The 23,548-nt window shown below is 46.0% G+C and carries 19 protein-coding genes and 2 pseudogenes; 9 read left to right on the top strand and 12 right to left on the bottom strand.

What is annotated here, in order from left to right; all coding sequences use genetic code 11:
* Positions 1 to 460: 460 nt before the first annotated feature.
* From H6F74_RS29810 to H6F74_RS02385, 3 genes and pseudogenes are all read right to left on the bottom strand, one after another.
* A pseudogene (locus H6F74_RS29810) lies at positions 461 to 634 on the bottom strand (transposase); the annotation flags it as partial.
* Between the two features lie 15 nt (positions 635 to 649).
* Positions 650 to 817: pseudogene (locus H6F74_RS30360) on the bottom strand (transposase); the annotation flags it as partial.
* Between the two features lie 24 nt (positions 818 to 841).
* Entirely contained in the window at positions 842 to 3,295 is a 2,454-nt protein-coding gene (locus tag H6F74_RS02385; RefSeq protein ID WP_242021761.1) for an ATP-binding protein, read from the bottom strand.
* A gap of 449 nt (positions 3,296 to 3,744) precedes the next feature.
* Here H6F74_RS02385 and H6F74_RS02380 point away from each other — a divergent pair, with 449 nt between their 5' ends.
* Positions 3,745 to 3,951 (top strand): hypothetical protein, encoded by a 207-nt coding sequence (locus tag H6F74_RS02380; RefSeq protein ID WP_190435693.1) that lies wholly within the window; start codon positions 3,745 to 3,747, stop codon positions 3,949 to 3,951.
* 583 nt (positions 3,952 to 4,534) lie between these two features.
* Here the strand turns inward: H6F74_RS02380 and H6F74_RS02375 are convergent.
* Together H6F74_RS02375 and H6F74_RS02370 are read right to left on the bottom strand one after the other, a co-directional pair.
* Positions 4,535 to 5,056, bottom strand: a complete 522-nt coding sequence (locus H6F74_RS02375; protein WP_190435690.1) for a single-stranded DNA-binding protein — start codon at positions 5,054 to 5,056, stop codon at positions 4,535 to 4,537.
* A gap of 235 nt (positions 5,057 to 5,291) precedes the next feature.
* Positions 5,292 to 7,829, bottom strand: coding sequence for a mannose-1-phosphate guanyltransferase (locus H6F74_RS02370; RefSeq protein ID WP_190435686.1), 2,538 nt, complete (start codon positions 7,827 to 7,829; stop codon positions 5,292 to 5,294).
* Positions 7,830 to 8,190: 361 nt separating this feature from the next.
* Here H6F74_RS02370 and H6F74_RS02365 point away from each other — a divergent pair, with 361 nt between their 5' ends.
* Together H6F74_RS02365 and H6F74_RS02360 are read left to right on the top strand one after the other, a co-directional pair.
* Complete coding sequence (locus H6F74_RS02365; protein WP_190435682.1) at positions 8,191 to 8,373, top strand: hypothetical protein; 183 nt, start codon at positions 8,191 to 8,193, stop codon at positions 8,371 to 8,373.
* A 53-nt stretch (positions 8,374 to 8,426) separates the two neighbouring features.
* Positions 8,427 to 9,239, top strand: coding sequence for a cobalt-precorrin-6A reductase (locus H6F74_RS02360; protein WP_242021760.1), 813 nt, complete (start codon positions 8,427 to 8,429; stop codon positions 9,237 to 9,239).
* Positions 9,240 to 9,320: 81 nt separating this feature from the next.
* Here H6F74_RS02360 and H6F74_RS02355 read toward each other — a convergent pair whose 3' ends face one another.
* Positions 9,321 to 10,490, bottom strand: a complete 1,170-nt coding sequence (locus tag H6F74_RS02355) for a low temperature requirement protein A (RefSeq protein WP_190435675.1) — start codon at positions 10,488 to 10,490, stop codon at positions 9,321 to 9,323.
* Positions 10,491 to 10,996: 506 nt separating this feature from the next.
* Between H6F74_RS02355 and H6F74_RS02350 the strand changes: the two genes are divergently transcribed.
* Positions 10,997 to 11,896, top strand: coding sequence for a Uma2 family endonuclease (locus H6F74_RS02350; RefSeq protein ID WP_190435674.1), 900 nt, complete (start codon positions 10,997 to 10,999; stop codon positions 11,894 to 11,896).
* A gap of 199 nt (positions 11,897 to 12,095) precedes the next feature.
* Here H6F74_RS02350 and H6F74_RS02345 read toward each other — a convergent pair whose 3' ends face one another.
* The 3 genes from H6F74_RS02345 to H6F74_RS02335 form a co-directional block, all read right to left on the bottom strand.
* The gene (locus H6F74_RS02345; protein WP_190435671.1) at positions 12,096 to 12,875 is read right to left on the bottom strand and encodes a glutathione S-transferase family protein; all 780 of its coding nucleotides are present in this window, start codon (positions 12,873 to 12,875) and stop codon (positions 12,096 to 12,098) included.
* Positions 12,876 to 13,156: 281 nt separating this feature from the next.
* Positions 13,157 to 13,579: a thioesterase family protein gene (locus H6F74_RS02340; RefSeq protein WP_190435668.1), complete on the bottom strand. Its 423-nt coding sequence runs from the start codon at positions 13,577 to 13,579 to the stop codon at positions 13,157 to 13,159.
* Between the two features lie 129 nt (positions 13,580 to 13,708).
* Positions 13,709 to 14,443, bottom strand: coding sequence for a glutathione peroxidase (locus H6F74_RS02335; protein WP_190435664.1), 735 nt, complete (start codon positions 14,441 to 14,443; stop codon positions 13,709 to 13,711).
* A 57-nt stretch (positions 14,444 to 14,500) separates the two neighbouring features.
* On the opposite strand from H6F74_RS02335, the gene H6F74_RS30355 reads away from it, so the two are divergent.
* Entirely contained in the window at positions 14,501 to 14,623 is a 123-nt protein-coding gene (locus tag H6F74_RS30355) for a hypothetical protein (RefSeq protein WP_277875739.1), read from the top strand.
* 81 nt (positions 14,624 to 14,704) lie between these two features.
* Here H6F74_RS30355 and H6F74_RS02330 read toward each other — a convergent pair whose 3' ends face one another.
* A complete protein-coding gene (locus tag H6F74_RS02330; RefSeq protein WP_190435661.1) occupies positions 14,705 to 15,445 on the bottom strand; it encodes a DUF2993 domain-containing protein in 741 nt (246 codons plus the stop codon).
* A 493-nt stretch (positions 15,446 to 15,938) separates the two neighbouring features.
* Between H6F74_RS02330 and H6F74_RS02325 the strand changes: the two genes are divergently transcribed.
* The 4 genes from H6F74_RS02325 to H6F74_RS02310 all read left to right on the top strand — a co-directional run bounded on the left by H6F74_RS02325 (position 15,939) and on the right by H6F74_RS02310 (position 20,511).
* On the top strand, positions 15,939 to 16,352 hold the full coding sequence (locus tag H6F74_RS02325) for a hypothetical protein (protein ID WP_190435658.1): 414 nt from the start codon (positions 15,939 to 15,941) through the stop codon (positions 16,350 to 16,352).
* A gap of 80 nt (positions 16,353 to 16,432) precedes the next feature.
* Complete coding sequence (gatB, locus tag H6F74_RS02320; RefSeq protein WP_190435655.1) at positions 16,433 to 17,917, top strand: Asp-tRNA(Asn)/Glu-tRNA(Gln) amidotransferase subunit GatB; 1,485 nt, start codon at positions 16,433 to 16,435, stop codon at positions 17,915 to 17,917.
* A 564-nt stretch (positions 17,918 to 18,481) separates the two neighbouring features.
* Positions 18,482 to 19,723 (top strand): bifunctional ornithine acetyltransferase/N-acetylglutamate synthase, encoded by a 1,242-nt coding sequence (gene argJ / locus H6F74_RS02315; RefSeq protein ID WP_190435728.1) that lies wholly within the window; start codon positions 18,482 to 18,484, stop codon positions 19,721 to 19,723.
* Between the two features lie 443 nt (positions 19,724 to 20,166).
* On the top strand, positions 20,167 to 20,511 hold the full coding sequence (locus H6F74_RS02310) for a hypothetical protein (protein ID WP_190435652.1): 345 nt from the start codon (positions 20,167 to 20,169) through the stop codon (positions 20,509 to 20,511).
* A 42-nt stretch (positions 20,512 to 20,553) separates the two neighbouring features.
* Here the strand turns inward: H6F74_RS02310 and H6F74_RS02305 are convergent, their stop codons facing one another.
* Positions 20,554 to 22,596, bottom strand: coding sequence for an iron ABC transporter permease (locus H6F74_RS02305; protein WP_190435650.1), 2,043 nt, complete (start codon positions 22,594 to 22,596; stop codon positions 20,554 to 20,556).
* Complete coding sequence (locus tag H6F74_RS02300) at positions 22,593 to 23,525, bottom strand: iron-siderophore ABC transporter substrate-binding protein (protein ID WP_190435647.1); 933 nt, start codon at positions 23,523 to 23,525, stop codon at positions 22,593 to 22,595. The genes H6F74_RS02305 and H6F74_RS02300 overlap by 4 nt, the downstream gene beginning before the upstream one ends.
* Positions 23,526 to 23,548: the final 23 nt, after the last annotated feature.

Here is a 23,548-nt window from a genome sequence, read left to right as displayed (position 1 = left end):
CTATTTGCAGTTTTTGTTTTTGCTCTTTTCGGAGATAGTCTTTGGCAGGCATCGCTTCTTGCTCTTACGGATAAATAAATTAATTATACGTTATTTAACTGCACAACAGCTTACACCATACGAGAATAAAATGCCTCATCAGACTTCTATAATCTCTAATTTGCTATTGTTTAACTTTTAACCATCCCTTCTCTTCCCGATAGAAAACTTCAACCCAATTTCTTTGAAACCGGGTTGAATACCCTCTTTTCTTACTTCAGTCAATTAACTTTAGAGCTAATTCCGGCTTCTTCTTAAATTCTGTATCTCATCGAAGCAGTTACACTATTTATTGAAGCAAGGGGGCATGGCTGCGGAAGCTATCTGCTTCATTCCTTAGACTTCGACGTGAAAAGCTTGCTGTCCCAGTACGATCCTCTCATCGGCTCTTAATTTTCGTTGATAGCACTCGAAGTATAGGTTAGGACGCTAAACGAACAGAGGTATCTACTCTCTCTCGAAAGTTTTCAATCGTTCCAATAGATTTTCTAACCCGATTTTTAATTGGAAACCAGTAATGCTCAATTTCATTCAAATCCGGGGAATAGGGCGGTAAATATTGTAAGCGCCGTTGTACCTGTTTGAACAGTTTTTTGCAGGCTTTATCTTCAGGGGCAACTTCCAGATTGATAGAGGCATTCAAGTCTCTGTCAATCTGGATGCCACACCGTTGGCAATTAAATACACGCTCTCTCAACGGCATGGGTTGAAAGTGTCCACAGTTAGAACAATTCTTGCTACTGGGATACAACCTATCAACCAGTTCAACCTTCGTACCCTACGCTGAGCGCTCAATCAATTCCTACGACTGTTGCTGTGATTGGTGGATGGGAATCTCGATCGCAAATTCTGCTCCTCGTCCTGGTGCCGAAATGCACCGTAGCTGCCCTCCATGTGTCTCTGTCACTATCTGATAGCTAATCGCTAATCCCATCCCAGTGCCCTTGCCAACCGCCTTGGTGGTGAAGAACGGGTCAAATAACCGTTGCTGAATATCTTCAGCAATACCCGCTCCATTATCTGCAATGCGAATCGCAATTCGTTTAGATGTCAAAACTTGGGTGCGAATTGTAATTCGACTGGGGTTGGCTTGCCTGTCTTTGTAGCTGCGCTTGCAGTTGAACTCCTCTATGGCATCAATGGCATTGGTGAGGAGATTCATAAATACCTGGTTGAGTTGTCCGGCATGGCACTCAATTTTGGGTAATTGACCATACTCTTTGACAACTTCAATAGCTGGATGCTCTGGCTTCGCCTTAAGACGGTTTTGCAGGAGCATCAGCGTGCTATCAATGCCTTGATGAATATCCACAGCCTTAACTTCTGATTCATCCAGACGGGAGAACACGCGCAGCGACTGAACAATATCGCGAATGCGCTGAGCGCCAACTTGCATTGAGACAAGGAGTTTGGATAAATCTTCCTTGAGAAATTCCAGCTCCATGTCCTCTGCTTTATCTTGAATCTGTGACGTGGGCTGAGGATATTGCTCTTGGTAAAGCTCAATCAACTCTAGTAAATCTTGGATGTAAGAGCTGGCATGAGTAAGGTTGCCGTAGATGAAGTTGACTGGATTATTGATTTCGTGGGCAATGCCTGCAACCATCTGACCTAAACTAGACATTTTCTCACTCTGCACCAGCTGGAGTTGGGTGTGGTTAAGTTTGGTCAGCGTTTGGTTGAGCAGTGTAATCTGTTGTTGCGTTTGGTTATACAGCTGAGCCTGAGTGATGGCAACTGCTAGCTGATCTACCACTGCTTTGAGTAATTCCCGATCTAGTTGACTCAGGTAATGAGCGTGCAAACCAATGAGATAGCCGCAGCGTCCATCTGGAAGTGGGATGGGTAGTGCAAGATAGGCGTGAGCGTTCAACTCTAGAGGTGTTTGCTCTAACTCAGCCTCAACACACAACAGCTGAAGTGCTTCTGTCTGCTGTAGACAAGCTGCTATGTCTACACATGAATTGGACTGAAACTTTCTTGGCTGAATCGTCAATGTTTGGGAGTGAGAGTCGCCAACCAGCTCAACGGTTTGGGATTGGGGATCGTACCAGCCAAACAGCACTCTATCGAGCTGGGTTAAGGTTGCCAGTTCTGTTACCGTCGTCTGAACAATGGTTTGTAACTCTAATGATTCTCGGATGCGACGCACCAAACGGTTCAGTAGAGCTTCCTGCTCCGCACGAGTGCGGGTTTGCTCAAACAGCTGCACCTGTCGCCATGCACCAATCAGGGCAATAACCAACAATCCGCCTAAAACGGTCGCCAGGAGGTTGAGTGCGCTTAAGTGAGATTCGATGTTCTGGCGAGGAATAACCAGCGCAATTGACCAATCCGCTTCTTTTAGAGGCACGTAGGCAACGTAGTTCCATCTCCCATTGACTGGTATTAGTTCAATCCCCGCTTGTTTGGCAACCATGTGCTGGGCGATCGCTGCCAGACCCGGATTGGAAGATTGTAAAAAGCTGGGTGCCTGACGCTCTGCAAAGCCAATCATCTTAGGGTCAGGATGGGCGATTGCCACCCCTGTAGAGTTGAGTGCAAAGGCATAGCTGCCTACTCCCCCCTGGAGACTGCTCACTACCTGAATCACTCGGTCAACTGCGATCGCTCCACCCATTGCTCCCAGCACTTGAGTCTCTGAAGTCCCCATAATTGGAGCGCTGATATTGATTTGGAGGAGTCCTGTGGTGCGGCTGACTACGGGATTAGCGGCACTGACTTGCCCTGCCATTGCCTTGATAAACCATTCACGGTCTTTAAGATTTTTGCGATGAGGACCGACGCTGGTATTAGCTCCCCACCCTTGAGAGTTGACAATTGTCAGTTGGTGAATTTCTTTAAACCGTTGCAATTCCGACTTTAAATAAGGCTGGGCGACTGACCAATCCATAGAGCGCACGAGGGGACTGTTTGCCAACATCTCTACCTCAGTCTTCCGATTAGATAGCCACTGGTCGATCTCATCCCGCCCCTGCTGGACTTGTAGTAAAGCTTGTTGTTGGAGGTTCTCCAGAATCAGTCCCCGCACAACCTGATAGCTAACCACAGCGATCGCGCTCACCCCCAACGTTGACCCTACCAGGATCGACAGAACAATTAGCTCACGAGGTTGCCATCTTTGCTTGTAGCGATGCTGCTTTGTTGGCACCTTTAGCCAAAACGCTTTAGAGAAATTGAATTTCCCCAATCTGGGAAATGCTTCCCAGCTACTTTTTTGGTTAGCTGAGTCAGCCTGATTGTTTAGGGAAGGCATTCTTATTACTACCTGCTATCAACTTGAGAAATAGGAGATTTCCAAGGAACTTAATATTGTGAAAGTTGAAATAGTTCTATGTCACACTCCACAATCAGGTAGTTCCCTATAAGAATAATATGGATATGTTCTGTTACCCCAACTTTTTTACTTACAAATTCAGATATTACCACCTGATGATTGAACCAGCATTGGGACAACTACGGAACTTTCACCCTGTCAAAAATACGGAATTTAGAGGTCAATGGAAGAATTTCGATTCTTCCTCAAGTAGCAATAAATGAGCGTTTAGAGGTAACGCCAGCTCAGTGCCGCTTAGCGCTAACAATGGAGTCGCAAATTAAGCTCACATCTTTTACCTTTCGAGGCAGGGCATCAGGACAGGATTCCTATATTTTCCAGCTTTACAGATATATCCCGTCATTGTTCGATGCTTCAGAGTCATCAACTTGGGGTGGCTCAAGAAAAGCCGATTCTACATCGTCATCGGTAAGGACTACGATCATTTCCTCCAATACCGCGACGGCGAATATAGCCAACTCCTAGAATATCTTGCCTGCTACCATCAAATCTTTCTACAAGGCTGGGATAGAATCATCGTTCTGCGTCCCTCCAACTATGGTGGCTACGACATCCAACTCAACGCCGCCATGTAATGCTTAGGCTAGAGAGTACAATACTGGCACAGCAAGCTTCTCACGTCGAAGTCTGAGGAATCAAACAAACAACTCCCGCAGCCATGCCTCCTGGCTTCAATAAATGGTGTAAACGCTTCGATGAGATACAGAATTTAAGAAGAAGCCGGAATTAGCTTTAGAGTTAATTGACTGAAGTCAGAAAAGAGGGGATCGACCGGGTTTCTTACTGATTGATGCAAGCTATGGAAATAATACGATATTTCTGGTAAAGCTGGAAAAAAGTCACTGAATTATATAGGAGGATTAGCAAAAAATTGCCAAGTAATAATTGTAAATGAAAGAAATAATCGATAATGAATTATACTAGACAACTTACTTCAACCTTTGCCTATTGAAGGTTTCACCCGTATTTAACTGGAGCTAAAAAAAACGAAAACTGTGTGGGTGACAACGTTGGCAGCCGAAATTCAAGGCGGGAAGGCGAAACACTGATTGCTATCTTTATGAATGTGTCAACCATCGCGTCTGAAGCATGAGATTGACTACTTAGACGTTGGAAGGTTTCAACCTTCCAACGTTCCAACTTTTTTCTAACTAATGATTAAAAGGGGATATCGTCATCTTGTTGAACAGGTGGAGTTGGACGGGTTATAGTTCTAGCCGCGGGTGCAAACGAGGGTGTCTCATCTTCTTGTTCGTAGTCTACAGGAGACATCTCTACATCGCTATTATTAGCAGGTGCAGTTGGACGACGCGACCCCATCGGAACGACGTTGCTGGGAGGAGTTGATTCAGTTGTTGGCGTGTCAAAATCTGTATCGCTTGACACTTTATGAATTCGGGAAACTGTCAACTCAGCGCGTTTCTCTTTAAAACCTTCTTGCCGATCGATGGTGTTCATGGTGAGGCGACCTTCAATAATTACGCGATCGCCCTTTTTATAGTTATCCTTAATTTCTTGAGCTAAATTGCCCCAACCGACAACCTGTATACTTGCTGGTGGATCTTCAGCCTTTGGCCCGGGAAACTGGACTCGCAGAGAAGCGATCGCAGTTTGGCTATCTGGCGTATAACGCAGTTCCGGTTCTTTGATAATCTCCGCCATTAAAATGCAACTGTTCATATCTCAAAGTTCCACTATGGTATGTTTAGCCTCATCTATATTAGAACAAATGTACCATTAGAATTTTAGATTTTGCTCCCGGCGAAGCAGTTTCTGATCCTCCGATGATTTTGGATTAGTGATTTAATCCAAAATCCTGCGATCTTTTGGGAAGAAAGAGAGGTTGGGGGAAGAACCAGTAATCATTCAACTCCCCGATCCATCTCCCCAAAAATCGCTTCAAAATCCAAAATTTTTACACCATTGCCACTTTAAATTCTTCTACACCCTCCTCTTGTTCAACAAATGATTGAACCCTGGTGCGATACTCCCGCAAAGTTTCATCAACCCAATCCCGGTCATTACTATTAGCAAAGATATGCACCAGAGGTTCCCCAGCATCAGGCAAAATTAACACCCAGCTGTCATCGTGATAGTTGCAAATCTTCACACCATCGACTAATTCCAGATGTTCTGCTGGGTGAGTTTCTACCAGATGACGCATCAAAGCCCCCTTTGCAGTCCAGGGACAGCGAACAGTATAACTTTTGTGGTAAACGCGGGGTAGATCGGCGCGAATTTGAGCAAGCGATCGCTCAGAAACCGTCAGCATCTCCATCATCTTAGCAATGCAGAACATCGCATCAAACCCCGGATGCAATTGCGGGAAAATAAAGCCCATTTCACCGCTACCACCCATCACCACATTCGGATTACTTTGAGAAGCCTCCATCAACGCCGTAGGATTTGCCTTAGTGCGAATCACCTTAGCATCGTGACGACGAGCAATCTGTTCCACCGCACTGCTACTATGCACTGGTACTACCACAGTAGCTCTAGGATTAGCCGTAAGAGTCATACTTACCATCAGACTCGTTAACAACTCCCCGCGAATTGGAGTCCCAGCTTCATCCACTAAGATCAACATTTCCCCGTTGGCTGACACCTGCACGCCGAAATTTGCCTTCAGCGCCTCCACCACATGACCCAGCTGATTCAGCAACGCTTCTCTTTCAGCTGCTGAGAGTCCTTGTTGATTCAAACTAGCATTCAGCACCACAGCATCGCAGCCAAACTTCGCCAACAATTGGGGCAAAACGGCACCACTGACAGCGTAAACATAATCTATCACCACCTTCGAGCCAGAATGATGAATCGCCTTAATATTCAGATGTTTCTCAAAGGAAGTGCTGTAAATATCAATCACCTGACTGGGGTAATTGACATTGCCAATTTCAGGAATCTGTACCCGTCGCAAATCTTCCTTAAAATAAGCCCCCTCAATCTTCTTCTCTATAGATTTGGGGATATTGATGCCTTTGCGATCAAAAAATTCAATCAAAATGTGATCAGATCGATCTGGATGCACCCTTACATGGATACCACCGGAAACTGCGAGAGTAGGAACAACTGCTCTAGCCACAGGAATTGCTGTAGCTTCCAAATTCTGGACATTGATACCTACAGACATTAAACCAGCAATCAAGGCTCGGCTGACCATGCGGGAAATACTCCGCTGATCGCGAGAAATAGTAACTTGAGAACCAGGTTTCAAAGTAGAACCGTAAGCCGCACCCAACTTGACGGCAAATTCTGGAGTAATGTCGATATTTGCCAAACCACTCACACCACGCTGTCCAAACAAATTGCGGTGTGCAGTCTGACCCCAAATTAAGTTAATATTCAAGATCGCCCCTGATTCAATTTGCTTGCTAGGCCAGACGCGAACTTGGGGAGAAATTTGTGATTCTTCCCCTACAGTGGACAGGGAACCGACGACAGCACCTTCCAAAACTTGCGATCGCCTGTCCACTCTCGTCCCCCGACCAATCACGCAAGCCCTTAAAGAAGCTTCCTCACCAATAATCGCCCCATTCCAGATAATCGGACGCTTTAAGTTGGCATCAGCCCCAATTGTCACATTGTCGCCAATTGCAGTTCCTGGCTCAATGTGTACTCGCGGCCCAATCCTGCAATTACTGCCAATCAGCGCTGGCGCTTCAATTTTAGCCGTCGAGTCAATATGGGTATTTTGCCCAATCCACAATCCGGGAGACTGCTCAGAGTAAGCAAAGTCTAGTTTAACTTTTTGCTGTAACCCGTCATACTGAGCTTCGCGATAAGCATCTAAGTGACCGACATCGCACCAATAACCCGAAGCAATGTAGCCGTACATCGGCTCATTTTTTTCTAGTAGCAAGGGGAACAGGTCTTTAGAGAAGTCAGTTTCCTGATTTGCTGGCAAGTATTGTAAAACTTCTGGTTCAAGAATGTAGGTTCCGGTGTTGACCGTATCCGAAAAAATTTCGCTGGTGGAAGGCTTTTCTAGAAACCGCCGAATCCGATGGTTTTCATCTGTAATTACCACTCCAAACTCAATCGGGTTCGGAACGCGGGTTAAAACCAGGGTTGCTTTTGACTTTTTTTGTTTGTGAAATTTAATCGCTTCAGTGAGATCGAAATCAGTGATACTATCGCCACTGATGACTAAAAATGTTTCATCTAGTAACTCAGCAATATTTTTGACGCATCCAGCAGTCCCCAAAGGCTGGTCTTCCTCTACAGCGTATGTCATCTGTACGCCGAAGTCGCCCCCGTCTTGAAAGTAGTCGCGCATGACATCAGGGAGATAATGCAACGTGGCAATAACCTCTGTAATCTGATGCCGCTTGAGCAAGTTGATAATATGTTCGGCGATGGGTCGGTTCAGAATCGGCACCATTGGTTTTGGAAGATCGCAGGTCAGCGGCCTTAGCCGCGTTCCTGAACCGCCAGCCATCAGCACTGCTCTCATAATTCCTCCTTATTATTCGTCATGATACAGATATCACCCTTAATTTTCGTTGCGCCTGTCTTTTAGTCTCCTATAACCAGGAAATTTCAGGTATCTCTCATAAGACAAGGGTGCAACCTCTTACTAACTCTCGTCGAACACCAGTAGGCAATATAGATACATTATGCGGGGAGCGTAAGTCGTGCATCAAAAAATTAAGATCAACTGTATTGCAACTCAACCCCAGATAGACTAGAACTGAATCAATGCTACTTTGCCGTGTAGCACCAAATCAATTGTGTAGACTAGCTACAGTAAGCAAAATTTGGCAATTGCTGGCTTTGACGACCAAACCGGAGTCAGTTTTATGGGGGTTGATTAAATGGGTACGTTACTCGGCTTCTTGTTGTTTGGGGGTTATATATACGGTGGTTGGAAGTTCTGGAAGGGGTTTCGCCGGACAAATTTCAGCCAGGGACGGCTAGTTTTGGCCCTGTTGTGGCCTGTGTTGGTGATTGGTAATAAATCCTATCGTCAGAACTACAGAAAAGCCCTTAAGGGTTAAAGCAAAAGTCATTAGTCATCAATCTAAGGTCATCAGTAAAATCTTTTTAACTGATGAGTGTGGAACGACTAATGACTCTTGCTCCTTCATGCTTTGGCGATCGCGTTTGGTTGATTGGCGGAACTCAGGAAAGCGCCCAACTAAGCGTAGCACTCTCTCGCTTTCAGCTGCCTTGTCTTGTCACTGTCACCACAGAATCAGCTAAGGCGCTGTATCCTATTACAAAAAGTTTGCAAATTTGGGTAGGTCGTTTAGACGTTACCCGGTTAGAAGAGTTTTTGCAAGAACAGGGGATAGTTGCAATATTAGATGCGTCCCATCCGTATGCAGTGCAGATATCGAAGATGGCGATCGCAATTTCCCTTCATCGGCAAATCCCTTATCTGCGCTACGAACGTCCAGCAGTTGACGCTGAAATAGATAACCAACAGGTAATTAGGTTAGATAGCTTCGAGACGCTGCTAACGGGAGACTACCTGCAAGAACAACGGGTACTACTGACAATCGGTTACAGAAATTTTCCTTTATTTCGTCCGTGGCAAGAAAAATCAACTTTATTTGCGCGAATTCTTCCCTCTGCGACAGCAATGGACGCAGCTTATGCAGCAGGTTTCGCGCCAGATAGATTAATTGCTTTACGTCCTCCGGTTCCAGCAGAATTAGAAAAGGCACTGTGGCATCACTGGAAAATTTCCCTGGTTGTCACCAAAGCATCGGGAACCGCTGGGGGAGAAGATGTCAAGCGGCGGGTTGCAACAGAGTTAGGCATTCCTTTAGTTGTCATCACTCGTCCAGAGGTTGCTTATCCGCAGCAAACCAGCGACATAGAAGCAGCAGTAGAGTTTTGTCGATATCACCTCAAATAAATTGCACCAATGCCAGGAAATAATTGCTGGTATTGGTGCAAAAAAATGCGATCGCGCTAAACGCAGCCAATCAAAAAAATGCTACTCAAGCGCTAACTTACCGCTCTGATACAAATCTTGCACAACTTGGGTAGCACATACTACAGCAACTAACCCAATTACCGCAACGGGCGACCAACCGATACCAGCGATCGCTAGAACCAGCACCACAGTCGCCGCCCCAATTCGGTACTTTGTGCGGACTTTGCACTTGAATATCACCCCAGTGCGGTGCAGAATTCCTAGACTCAGCAAGCATAAAGCTACTGATCCACAAAGCAGCCATCGCACCCCATCCGGCATTGCTACACCAGCCTCACTTGAGACAACGTGTTCTACGCCAACGCCAGTAGCAGCAAGTCCAATCACTAACGGTAAATGTCCGTAAAGCCAGACATTATAAATTGAAAATCGACCAGTTGCACCAGCAGACCGCATAGAGGAGCCATCAATGTTCTCAAAATAGATCCACCACAAGCTGAAAGCGATGCTGAAGCCGAATACTGCGGCGATCGCACTTTGCATATCCCATTTTTGTTCGGAGACACCATCAACGACAGCGATGATCGCCTCGCCCAAAACAATGATGGTAAACAGCCCAAAACGCTCTGGTAAGTGTTCGGGATGGGGGAGCAGTCCTTGCTGCAACTGTTTGGCTGTAAGTGGCGTGGCGAAGTCTATTAGCAACCCCAATCCCCACAAGACAAAACGCTGTGGAATGGGTACAAATGCGGATAGTAACCAAAGGCAAGCAGCGATCGCAAAACCTGTGGCGTAGCGAGTAGCCAGTTTGCGCGCTTGAGGAATGTGCTTTGCCGCCCGCAGGTATTCAATCACCAGCACCGCCCTACCAGCAAAATACGATAAGGCAAAGCCTGCGGAACTTTCGCCTAAGCCGTGGTGTACGTTCACTGCAAGGGCTGCGATCGCTACCATTTGCACGCCAGTCAGCAATCGATGTCCGATGTCATCGCTATCGAATCGGTTGGCGTAGAATGTGGTGCCAATCCATGTCCACCAAATCGGTATAAACAGAAACACAAAGCCGAGAAATCCTGATAGCGATAAATTGTCATGCAGATTGTGGGCGACTTGAGAAACCGCCACCACAAACACCAAGTCATAGAAAAGTTCCAGCCAAGTAGCGTGGCGGTGTTCGTGTTCGGTTTCTTCTCCAATGCGTAATCGCGGAGGTTGCAACCAACTTTTCATAATAAGTCCTGAGTTTTGAGTTTTGAGTTTTTAACTAATGACTATACTGCGGTGGGGTGCTTCTTAATCATCACTAAAGCAGCGATGCCCAAGAGAGCAGCCGCAACGCTTACACACTTCTCAAAGCGAGTTCAACAGTAATAAACAGAACTAATCGAAAACTATCAACACCAAACGCGATCGCTTGTTTTAGCATTTTACTCATCTTGGTACCAATACCAAAGCTTTGGTATTTTTCGCGCAGAGGCTACTACATCTTATCAAGCGAATTACTCCTTCATCACATGGCTGTTTGACGATGTTCGACATCTTATTTTTTGGGTATTCCCGCCACGAAACTTGGCGAGAGTACCCTGGAGAATAAGATGGCATTTCTGTACCCAACAAATAGTTAAGATTAAGACATTTTTTGAAATAAGTAGCCAAGGGTAGCAACAGGGCGCGGCTTTGTTCAATCAGGCATTTTCACGGTGTTAACATAAGAGCCAGTCATTCCCCTAGACCCTATGTTTCCCTTCAAATACCCCGTCCCTCAAACTGATCCGCCGCGATCGCCCAGGGAAACCCTACCCACCATGTACGATCTGCCCAGCGAAGACCCGGAGGAACCTGGTTTGCCCGATGAATTCCACGACTTGCAACCGCAATTATTGAGCCTTACTTTTCATCCCCCAAAATATCCGGCTTCGCAAGTTTTCAGTGCCAGCGACATGAACCTTTACTATGATGTGCGTCATGCTCAATGGTATAAAAGACCGGATTGGTTTGGCGTTGTCGGCGTACCTCGACTTTATGATGAAGTTGATATGCGCCTAAGTTACGTTGTTTGGCAAGAGGGAATAAATCCTTTTGTCATTGTCGAACTACTTTCGCCGGGTACAGAGAAAGAAGATTTAGGAGAAGACGAGGAAAAGCTGCCATCTGAATCTGAGGATGCAGGCAATGGGCAATTAATTCAGTCTCAAACTGAGAATAAACCGCCTCGGAAATGGGAGGTTTATGAGCAGATTTTACGCATTCCTTACTATGTGGTTTTCAGTCGTTATACCAATCAGCTACGAGTCTTTAAGCTGGTGGGGGCGCATTACCAAGAGCTAGATTTGCAAGAGTCGCGAGTTTGGATTCCTGAACTAGAATTGGGCTTGGGTTTGTGGCAAGGAGAGTTTCAAGGAATTGAGCGATTGTGGTTGCGTTGGTATGATGCTCAAGGCAATTGGATTCTCACTGAAGCAGAACAAGCTCTAAAGCAAGCCGAACAGGAACGAACAGAAAAAGCACAGGCTTTACAGCAGTCCGAACAGGAGCGACAGCGAGCTGAACAAGCGGAATCTAGGTTAGAATCTCTAATTCAGCGACTTCGGGAATCGGGAATCGATCCTGATGCGTTTTTGAACTCTCAAAGCTAAATGTTGTGGGAGCGATCGCTCTCAATTTGCTGGGAGCATCCCGTATTTGCAAATCGCGCACAGACTGGAAGTCTCGATGCTCCACAAACCAAGTCCGCCTGCGCGGACTCATTGAGCCTGCGGAGGCAGGCTTTGTTTGTGTAGCCGCGATTTCCAATCGCCTGGTATTTTTGCAGAACTGGGATGCAGCACACCAAATTTAACTGAAATGGCGTTGTTCTCGATACAGGCGCAGTGCATACATTCCCGCTGGAGTTGCCCGTAATTCTTTAATTGTTGTTGCCATTTCACTCTTGATACCGTCAAGCTGAGACGGCATTACGGGATGCTCTGGGGGTAGTAAAGCTGGAGCAGCTAACGCTGCAAAAGTTATGTCTGCTGCCGAGAGTTTATCTCCAACCAAGTACGGACGATTATCTGCTAACTGCTGATTAACTGTGTCGAAAATTTGCTTAATTTCTTGAAGGGAATTTGCTGCTGAAGCTGCTGTAATATTCAAGCTTTGTTGAACTAACCGACGCATTATAGGGAAAGCGATCGCAAACCCAACTTGCTCAACCCAAGGCGTTCCTTTGCACCACACCCGCCGCATCGCTTCCCGGTCATCCAAGCGATAAAAGTATGCCCAGCCTCGAATACCAACTCCCAGTTTCGTGTCAAATAACTCTTCGAGTTCTTCGACTTCTCGGCATAGTCCCGGATCGGTTGGATATAAATATCTTCCTTCCGCAGCAAGTGTATTAAGATGGTGCAGAATGTCAGTTGAATCTGTGAAAGTATCTGCCTCTGTAACTAGAATTGGAACACTACTACTCCCATATTCACGAGTAGCGAAGCGATGAAAAAGTGGCACATGACTTTCTTCAACATAAGGAATTTTCAGCCATTCAAGCGCCCATCGCACCTTCTCGCAATAATGGCTAACAGCAATACTAATTAAGCGAGGAACCGAAGAAGTAGTAACAATTTGGTTGCTCATAATGTAATTAATTGTAGTTAGTATGTTGGGTAACACTCGCGGTTAACGCAACAAAACTTCAATATAGCATCCTATTTTAGTTGTGAAAGCTACTTTTTAAACGAACCGCCCAGGGCGCTCTAGGAGGAGGAAAGAGAGAAGTTCATAAGCGCTTCCTTGCAGGCTGAGCGCATCCGCGCCGCGAGAGCGATCGCTAACGTGCGAGGTTTTGTACCTCAAACGCCACGCACCAAGGGTGCGGGAAACAAAGCAGCATAGGGGTGGCTCCCATTCCCTACGAACTATTGCTGCGCCAAATATGCTTGATAAAGCTGCTGTGGAATCAGCACAGGTTTTCGACTAGATAAATTAATAAAACCGCCCGATTGTTCAGCAATTGTTGCTACCTTCCCAGCGACTATTTCAGCGGAGACAGTCCACTTCAATTTCTTCATTTTACTCATCCACATCCGACCTATTGGCACATCAAAAATAGTAATTGGCTGTTTGTACTCAATTTGGGTTTGCAGGAGTATTGGAGCAATCCCATCTTCAAGCATTTTTTGTAGAGGAAGGTAGGCATCAAGAATTTCTAGGCGTAGGTCTTCAAGCCAACGGATATAGACAATATTACTAACAATTCCTGCAAAGTCAATGTCGTAAGTTTTTACAGGCAATACTAATTCTACTTCCAGAGGTCTTTGCTGGTTGTGAGACGTTTGCATATTAGATAAAATTACTATTAGCTGCTATTAATAAGCAGCGATCGCGCCACTCACAAACCAGAATCAAGGTTATGTCTCCTGGGCTGCTGTTGCGCGATCGCTCTCAATGAAAGCCTCCTTGAATTCTACTTACACAGCACTCAGGTAAGCTTCTAGCGCCTCGGAATCACCAATTAATTTGCCATCGATAAATACTTGGGGAACCGTTGTTGCACCTGTGACAGCCCGTAAAGAGCGAGTGCTAATATTCTTACTCAAGACAATCTCTTCGTAATCCATGCCACGCTCATCGAGCATCTTCTTAGCACGGGCGCAGAACTGACAACCCACTTTTGTAAACAGGGAAACTAAATTGGGCTTCGTTGCCTCTGGGTTGATATAGTTGAGCATTGTCTGGGCATCCGACACCTTGAAGGGATCGCCTGGTTCTTCTGGCTCAATGAACATCTTTTCAATGGTGCCATCTTTTACCAGCATGGAATAGCGCCATGACCGCTTCCCAAAACCCAGGTCTGCTTTATCAACCAGCATTCCCATCCCTTCACTGAATTCACCATTGCCATCGGGAATCACAGTTATATTATCTGCTTCTTGATCCTTCGCCCATTCATTCATCACAAAGGCATCATTGACGGAAATGCAGATAATGTCATCAACGCCATTTTCTTTAAAAACCTTAGCCAACTCGTTATAGCCAGGGAGATGGGTCGATGAACACGTCGGAGTAAACGCACCAGGTAAAGAGAAGACAACCACTGTCTTGCCTGCAAACAAGTCATCAGTAGTTATTTGCACCCAGTCGTTGTTCTTACGAGTACGGAAGGTGACGTTGGGGACTTTTTGTCCTTCTCTATTGGCAAACATGAATCTGGCTCCTTGACTAAGTAAAGTTTTTTAAAGCGTACTCGTTATGAGTACAAAATGTCAAGGCATAGACTCGCTTTAAAGTTACGAATGCGCCTTGTCTATGCCTCCATGATGCAGATGCTCGCTGCCCAACAAAGCAAAGCGCTGGAAAATGCTTATTGGCAGAGACAGGATTAAACTTTTCGGCTTTTAGCTGATAAAATCCTGAAAATGCCCTATTGTTCTCAAAAATCAGGGTAGAGAATACCCACCCTAATTTTACGAAGACGGAATTTCATATACGTGAGCTTCAATTATTAGCGTCATAGTGCCTTCTTGCACATCCAATTCTTTTATGCAAAACGCTATTTCTGGAAACTCAAAATAAGGTAAATTCATCAGTTCTTTTACCTTCTCCATTAAGGCGAGAGTTAGTCCTAGCGAAATACCCGTTCCTGGGGTGCAGCGAAACTCCTCCAGCAATACGGGATGCTTGTCAGTACGAGGTAAGGCAACAGCGCTGAAGCCTATTTGTTGCGTATTGTCTATTTTATGCACTAGCATACTTCCAGTGAATTCCATCTTCCCGCCACCAGGCAAGTGAAGCGATAAAGGAAGTTGCAGTTCCAAAGTTACAATTTCGTCATCTACAGAAAGCTCTATGGGAAACAGCTTGCTTTTGATATAATCTGAGTTTAATGCTTGGTTTATATCTGCTTCTGTTAGCCGAACACGAACAGTAGTATTTACTGGCTGATTAAGTTTGATTTCACCAAGAATAGCACTCAGGGGATTAATAGCAATGTTATCGGTTTGCAGTTCGATATTCTGTATGCGAATATCTTTCTGCATTACCAAGCCCTGACCTTCCACAGAAACCGAATTTGCCTCTCCCTGAATTATATGACTCAGGTCAGTTTGCACATCTACGTCGATGAATTCTACTGCATCCAGCAGGCTACTAAGGCGCATTTTTAGTGCCTGAGAAAGTGCTTGCTCCTCTACCCGTGGTTGTGACATGACGGATTTTTCCAATTTGTGTTTTGCTCCTCCTTACTCTATACGCAAAGAAAACCGTTGCGGCTCTGTATATTGGTAGAAGCCGTCATCTGCAATTTGTCTGAATTTTTATAAAAATTATCAGGTTGTTCATTGTTTATGGTAATCAATTACGAGTTATTTTAAAGTTATCGTTTTTTCCGAGTTTGATGTCGGTAGTGCTGTAATTTTAGGGAAAATTAGCCAGGGAGTCTTTGTTTTATAAGGTTAAAGTCCTTAAGACCACCGAAACAGTCCAGCAGTTGAAAGTACCTTGCTAAGCTAACAGCACTTTCAACTGCTGCATATAGGCCAAAAGCCCCTAACTTTAGTTATGGAGAAAAAAGACGCATTTCCTCGTTCAGAACTATAAGCCCAAGCGCAGGTTATCTCTAAAGAAAGCAAAATTTTAGCCGTTGCCAGTCTAATTTTGGTGCTAATATTTTAGGCGACACCTAAGCATGAGGTTTGGTAAATGAAAGCATCAAAAGTCATTCTGGGAATTATATTAACTGTAAATATATTAGGAATTGGGGCTAGACAGTTAGAAATCCAAAAAGGGCAAGCTGCCGCTGCCTTTGAAGAATTGCAGAACCGGGAGGAATATTTAACGTTGGTTTTTCCCAAGCTAATTAGGGAAGTTCAGGTTAGGTTAAACTTGGTGAACGTTCCGGGAAGTATTAAGTCTGATTTAAAAGAATATGACCCCAGATACAGAAGAATAATAGAAGCCGCAGGGCAAGAAGCAGACGAAAACCTGGCTGAGTATCCAAGAGAGATAGGTTTTAGTCATATGTTCTGGGCAGAGAAGAAACGTATTTTAAACCAGAAGTACGGAATAAATTGGAAAACCCCACCAGAAATGAATCCAGAGGTCATTTTTGATTGAACCGAGGGCAGCAAAGGTCAAGAGAAAGCTAAAATAGAGCAAATATAGTTGCAAAAGTTGCGATCGCTTAAAGAGCTACTATGACGACTGCTGCTCCGGTAAAAACTCAATACGAAGCCATCATCGGTCTGGAAACCCATTGTCAACTGAGTACCCAAACCAAGATATTCTGCAATTGCTCCACCGAATTTGGTGCAACACCGAATCAGAATGTCTGTCCGGTATGTATGGGAATGCCTGGGGTATTGCCAGTGCTGGATCAAAAGGTGCTAGAGTACGCAGTCAAAGCTGGACTGGCTCTCAACTCTTGCATCGCTCCCTACAGCAAATTTGACCGCAAGCAATATTTTTATCCCGACCTACCGAAAAACTATCAGATTTCCCAGTACGACTTGCCCATCGCTGAACACGGTTATCTAGAGATAGAGTTAACTGATGGGGAAGGGAAACCGATTCGCAAAAAAATCGGCATCACCCGCCTGCACATGGAAGAAGATGCGGGGAAATTGGTTCACGCAGGTAGCGAACGACTCTCAGGTTCCACCTACTCCCTGGTAGACTACAACCGCACAGGCGTTCCTCTAGTAGAAATTGTCTCAGAACCCGATATGCGTTCGGGAGTTGAAGCGGCAGAATACGCCCAAGAACTGCGTCGGATTCTCCGTTATCTTGGCGTGAGCGACGGTAATATGCAAGAAGGTTCCCTGCGCTGCGACGTGAATATCTCCGTGCGTCCAGTTGGTCAGGAAAAATTTGGCACGAAAGTCGAAATCAAGAACATGAACTCCTTTAACGCCATTCAAAGGGCGATAGAGTACGAAATCGACCGCCAAATTCAAGCCATCGAATCGGGCGAAAGAATTGCCCAAGAAACGCGGTTGTGGGAAGAAGGCTCTCAACGCACTATTAGTATGCGGAGTAAGGAAGGCTCTAGCGATTACCGCTACTTCCCAGAACCCGATTTGGCACCTATCCAAGTTTCCCCAGAACAACTGGAACAGTGGAAGTCACAACTTCCGGAACTGCCAGCCAAAAAACGCGATCGCTATGAAAGCGAATTGGGTTTATCTCCCTATGATACCCGCGTCCTCACCGAAGACCGCACAGTGGCAGAATATTTTGAAGCCGCTGTTGAGCATAAAGCTAATCCCAAGCAAGCTGCTAACTGGGTGATGGGCGACATCACAGCCTACATCAACAACAATAAACTCAGCATCACCGAAATTGCCCTGAAACCGGAAAATCTAGCTGAACTCATCTCCTTAATTGAAGATGGCACCATCAGCGGCAAAATCGCCAAAGAAATTCTGCCAGAACTACTCACTAACGGCGGTTCTGCGAAAGCACTGGTGGAAAGCAAAGGCCTAGTGCAAATCTCCGACACTGGCGAACTTGAAAAAATCATCGATGCTGTTATAGCAGCAAGTCCCAAAGAACTAGAACAGTATCGCAGCGGTAAAACCAAGCTACTTGGTTTCTTTGTCGGACAGGTGATGAAGCAAACTGGCGGACGTGCAGATCCTAAAGTGACGAACCAGTTGATCCAACAGAAGTTGAACAGTTAAACCCTACCCCTACCCCTCCCCGTCCACGGGAGGGGTTAATTGTAATGGGAATATTGCACCATGTAACGGATGTGCAACGGGCGATCGCGTTTTTCACGTTGCTATTCTCGATTGACATTGTAATTTGTCACAAATAGCTGCAATCCCTTTGGCTGCTGATGTAAGAGAACTTTCAATTGTCTCTGCTTCACAAAAAATCAGAAAAATTTACCAAAAAAACAAAATAGGGGGTGACACCCCTCACCCCCAACTGCTATATTTTGTTTAGTAGATGCACCCTGATGATCGGGAGAGTCGCCCAAGTGACTCTCCTTTTTTTTTGTTGCCACTTGTCAATACTTCTGCGATTAGACCGACCTAACCAGTTAACCCCGCCACCCTACTCCGGGAAGGGGAATAAAAGCCATCCCATAAAAAAATCTTCCTTTTCCGTGTCCGTATAGGATAGGTTGAGCCAGAGGTAGAGAGGGATTGGCCAGAGGTTAAGCGATGTCATTAATTAATGACCAATGACCTGTGACAGCTTGGTATAATCTGCTTTCAACCAGGCTTGAGGAAAGAATGATGGCAGGCTGGCAAGAAATATCAGGTGGTGTGACGGCTCCCAGAGGATATCGGGCGGCGGGGATAGTAGCAGGACTGAAACCATCAGGTTTACCAGATTTGGCGTTAATTTATTCAGAAGTGGAAGCGATCGCAGCTGGTGTCTTCACCACCTCTGTTGTCCGCGCTGCGCCCGTAGACTATTGCCGCCAGCTTCTGCAAGCTAAGCACGGTGCCAGGGCCATTCTCTGCAACGCCGGACAAGCCAATGCCGCCACAGGCGCTCAAGGCTGGATCGATGCCATCGAAAGCGCCCAGATGTTGGCTCAAGTGTTGAATATTCCCTCGGATACTGTCTTGCTGGCATCCACAGGGGTGATTGGACAACGAATTAAAATGGATGCACTGAAGGCGGCAATTCCTCAGCTAGTCGCAGCAGCATCCGAAGATGGAGGCGACGCAGCTGCAAAAGCCATCTGTACAACTGACTTAGTACCCAAATCTATTGCTCTGGAAACAACTATAGGCGATCGCCCGGTGCGAATCGGCGGCATTTCCAAAGGTTCGGGCATGATTCATCCGAACATGGCGACATTGTTATCCTTTGTAACTTGCGATGCTGCGGTTGCGCCTTCCCTGTGGCAGAAAATGCTCAGTCGCGCCGCCGATCAAAGTTTCAACCAAATTACTGTAGATGGCGATACCAGTACCAACGATACTCTGATTGCTCTAGCGAATGGTCAGTCTCGCACCCCAGCGATTACCGAAATGGGTGCAGAAGCCGAAAAGTTGGAAGCAATGCTGACCCAAGTGTGTCAATATTTAGCGAAAGCGATCGCGCGTGACGGCGAAGGTGCCACCTGCTTAATTGAAGTGCAAGTTACAGGGGCGCACGATGACAAAGATGCGCGTCAAGTTGCCAAAACCATTGTCGGTTCATCTTTAGTTAAGTCAGCAATTTTTGGGCGCGATCCCAACTGGGGACGAATTGCCGCTGCTGCTGGACGTGCTGGCGTAATATTCGATCAAGAAAATCTCCGCATTCAACTTGGAGATTTCTTGTTAATGGAAAATGGTCAACCTCTGCCATTTGATCGTGCGGCGGCGAGTGCATATTTAAAAGCAGCAGCAGCAGGTGCTTATCTTAAAGAAGACACCGTTTTAATCTCCGTCAGTATCGGTTCTGGTTCTGGTTCTGGTAAAGCTTGGGGTTGCGACTTAAGTTATGACTACGTGAAGATTAACGCCGAGTACACAACTTGAAGTTTCAGTAGGTAGTTGTAATCCACATTTTGTACCAGTCGTATTAACCGCCTGGGGTTTAAGCCCCAGGCTACTTCTTCACAAGACTGAGTAAGAATTTGGGGCTATTTCAATAGAAATATGCTCACACCCTAGAACTGATGGCGAAGACACAGTTGCAGAGGTTGAGATGATTAAATCTGAAAAATCCAAGAATATCACTAAATTTTAACCCTATAAGTCTGCTTTTGGAAGAATATAAGGGGCTATCGAAAAAGAATTTTTCCTTCTCCTCGCTACCAGGAACTGGATTAACAAATCAATTAAATTGTAGTTTGGGATGCGATCACTATCTTGGGTATACAGCAAAACAGGAAAATTTGCTTTCCCCAAGACGGAGTTGATTTGATGTAACTGATGCTAACCTCAGCTGATAGCAGCTTTCGGGGCTGGGAGCGTAAATTATGGTCAAGAAAATAGCGTTGTTTTGCCTCAGTTTGATTTTGATAGTTGTCATTATGCCTCGTTTGACGCTGGCGCAGGGGACATCTTACCTGGAATCACGCATCTCTAGACTGGAAGCAGAAAACTATCAAATGCGATCGCTTATCACCCAGCTAGACGCGCAAGTAGATGCTCTGCAACAGTCGGGAGCAAGTAGGCCGCCGAGCGTTCCTTCTAGAGTCAACAGAACAACACGTTCATCCGATCCGATGTTTGACCGACTCGCTACTTTAGTAGTTGAACTCAAGCAGCGCATCAACAAACTAGAGAAATTAGTAACCGAACTTCAGAAAAAACGCAGTTAATTGGGAATAGGGAAAAAGTCTTACCCAGTCCCCATTACTTCATTACTTCGCCTTCGCACGTGGGATGAGCAGCCAAAGAAAATAAGGCGTACCAATCATCGCCGTAACCAAACCGGAGGGAATTTCTTTAGGGGCGAGGGCGACACGCCCAACGGTATCGGCTACTGTCACCAGGATGGCTCCCAATATTGCTGCCACAGGCAACAGCTGGCGGTGACGATGACCGATGAGAAGACGTGCGGCGTGAGGAGCGATTAGCCCGACAAAACTAATTGTACCGACTGTGGAGACGGCGGCGGCGGCGAGGGCAACTGCGATCGCAACTGAAATCCCACGAGCCTGTTGCAGCCGCATACCGAGAGTGCGCGGGAAGTCTTCCCCCAAAGCCATCAAATCCAGCCAGCGAACCAAAAACCAGGAAAGCGGCAGCAAAATCACTGGAAAAGCCATCAGTCGCCACAACTCATCCCAGTCGCGGGCATAAGTGCTACCAGCAAGCCAGACTAGGGCTTGTGCCACCCGCAGCTTTGCCATTACCACCAATATATTTGTTCCGGCAGCACAGAAAGCCGAAACCGCAATCCCAACTAGGGCAAGCCGTGATGGGGAAATCCCGCCCTGCCAAGACGCTAAATAGACGACTCCGAAGGCAGCAAAAGCGCCAATGAAGGCTGCTATCGGCACTACTTCGACGGGCGCATTTGGCAGCAAAACCAAGATGAGCAAAGCCCCAAGCCCAGCGCCAGAAGTAATTCCAACGATTTCCGGGCCAGCCAGAGGATTCCTTACTACCCCCTGCAATAGCAAACCGCTAGCAGCAAGGGACGCTCCCGCCAGCACCGCCACCAGCAGACGCGGCAAACGCAGGCTAAATATTACTCGTTGAGAAAGGGCAGTACCGCTGCCCAAGAAGGTGTCGATGATTTGAGGCAAAGTTAGAGAAATACCGCCGAACAATAAACCAGCTACTAGGGAGATTAGGAGCAACAAAGTCAGAAAGCACAAAAGCAGGATGTAGCGGGATTTTATCGTCGGGAGTAAAGGAGCAGTATTCTCCCTGGTGCTGCCACTCGTGCGACTTGAGGAACGAGCTAGCCAAATTAGAAATGGTGCGCCAATCAAAGCTGTAACGCTACCTGCTGGTAGTTCGCTGAGATTTGTGGTTAAAGCTTGAGCTACAATATCGGCACCAACCAGAATAATTGCGCCCCAGAAGGCTGCACCTGGGAGTAATAGCTGGTGCTGGCGACATCCCATCAGTCGGACTAAGTGAGGTGCGACTAAGCCAACAAAACTAATTGGCCCAACTACACTCACTGCTACAGCTGCTAAGAAGACGGCGACTAACGTACCGAACAAGCGCGTTAACTGTACTCTAGAACCAAGCGATCGCGCTACTTCATCTCCCAGCAACAGCACATCCAACGACTTTGCCATCAGCATTGCCAAAATTACGCCAATCGCTACCTGTGGCAAAGCATAAGTAGTTCCACTCCAGTTTGTTTGCACTAGGGAACCAGCCCCCCAGAAAAACAAGCCAGCGGTTTCGTTTTCGTAAAATAGCTGTAATGCGGCGGTAAAAGCAGCAAGAGCCAAAGAAACAGCGACACCAGCCAGAGTAAGTCGAATTGGCGTAACTTGCAGACCTGCGATCGCATAAACTAAGATTGCTGCCAGCATTCCCCCAGCAAACGCCACCAGCACGGGCGACCATGCAAATAGCCCCGGAACAAAGATTGCGGTAACGGTTACAGCCAAGTATGCACCAGCATTGATTCCTAAAGTTGCTGGCGATGATAGCGGATTCCGAGTCACCGTCTGCAACAAAACTCCCGCTATCCCCAGTGCAGCACCTGCAATAATGCCAATACTGGCGCGGGGTAGTCGCACGTAGCGCACTATATTATCAGCAGCACTGTCATCCGGGGAGAAAATTGCTTTTACCACTGTGGCGACATCAAGCCCCGCTTGTCCTTGGGTGATGTGGATAAAGAAAAGTAGCAGGAGAAGTAAAAAGCCAAAAGTAAGACCAAATAAATTTATTTGGTCTTTTGGCTTTGCGCCTTTTTCTGGTGGTATTTTCATCGCTTCTTGGTTAAAGCTGCCACAACTTTTTCTACGAGTACCTGTGCTGACAAAGGGCCACCAAAAAACCAGGTATCTTCTCCAATTGGATAAACTCGATTTTCCTTAACAAAGTTTAATCCTTTCCAAACCGGATTATTTTGCCAGGGAATTTGATTATTTTCAGCCATATAAAGGAAGTTTGCCTGCTCTACTTCTGGCAGTGCTTCCAGTCCCACTGTGTTGAAACCAAAACTATCAAATTTACCTTTCCAGGCATTTTCTAACCCAATTTTTTCTAAAATTTCTACTGCCATTGCATTTTCGGTAAATAGGCGCAGTTCGGGTAAAAATTGCCCCAGTATAAATGAACTACTTGCACCAGTTGAACGCAATTGTTCAGCCGCAGTTTTAAAAGTTTCCTGCATTTGCTGAAGCACTGCAACGCCTGCTTCTCGACGGTTCACGGTTTCAGCAATTTTTATAAATGTTTGCTGCATTTCTTCTAACTGGCTAAGTTCATTTGCTGCTGGATAGGGATTAAATAGTAGTGTTGGGGCAATTGAAGATAGGTTGTTGTAGATAGATTCGTGTCGTAACTTTATGCCAATAATTAAATCTGGTTCCAGTTTAGCGATCGCTTCTAAACTCGGCTCTTGGCGGGTGCCTACATCAACTACATTTTCTGCCAGCTTCGGCTGAATATCCACATATTTTTTGTACTCGCTAATATCGGCTACTCCAACAGGCTGAATGTTTAGTGCCAGCAAATCTTCAACATACACCCACTCCAGCGCCACAATACGTTTAGCTGGGGATTTAAGATTGGGAATTTGGGCTTGAGGAGCTGCTGACGTTCCCTGTGTCTCTGTTTGATTTCTAGTACAGGCAACTACTAAAGCAGACGCAATTGCTGTAGCTATAAATTGTCGTCTACTAAAACTATTCATCTGGAATATTTCCTAATTTTAAT

Source organism: Trichocoleus sp. FACHB-90, assembly GCF_014695505.1.
GTDB classification, from domain to species: Bacteria; Cyanobacteriota; Cyanobacteriia; order Cyanobacteriales; family FACHB-T130; genus Funiculus; species Funiculus sociatus.
The sequence above is the reverse complement of the archived record's forward strand: the minus strand, read 5'-3'. Positions and strand labels throughout refer to the sequence as shown.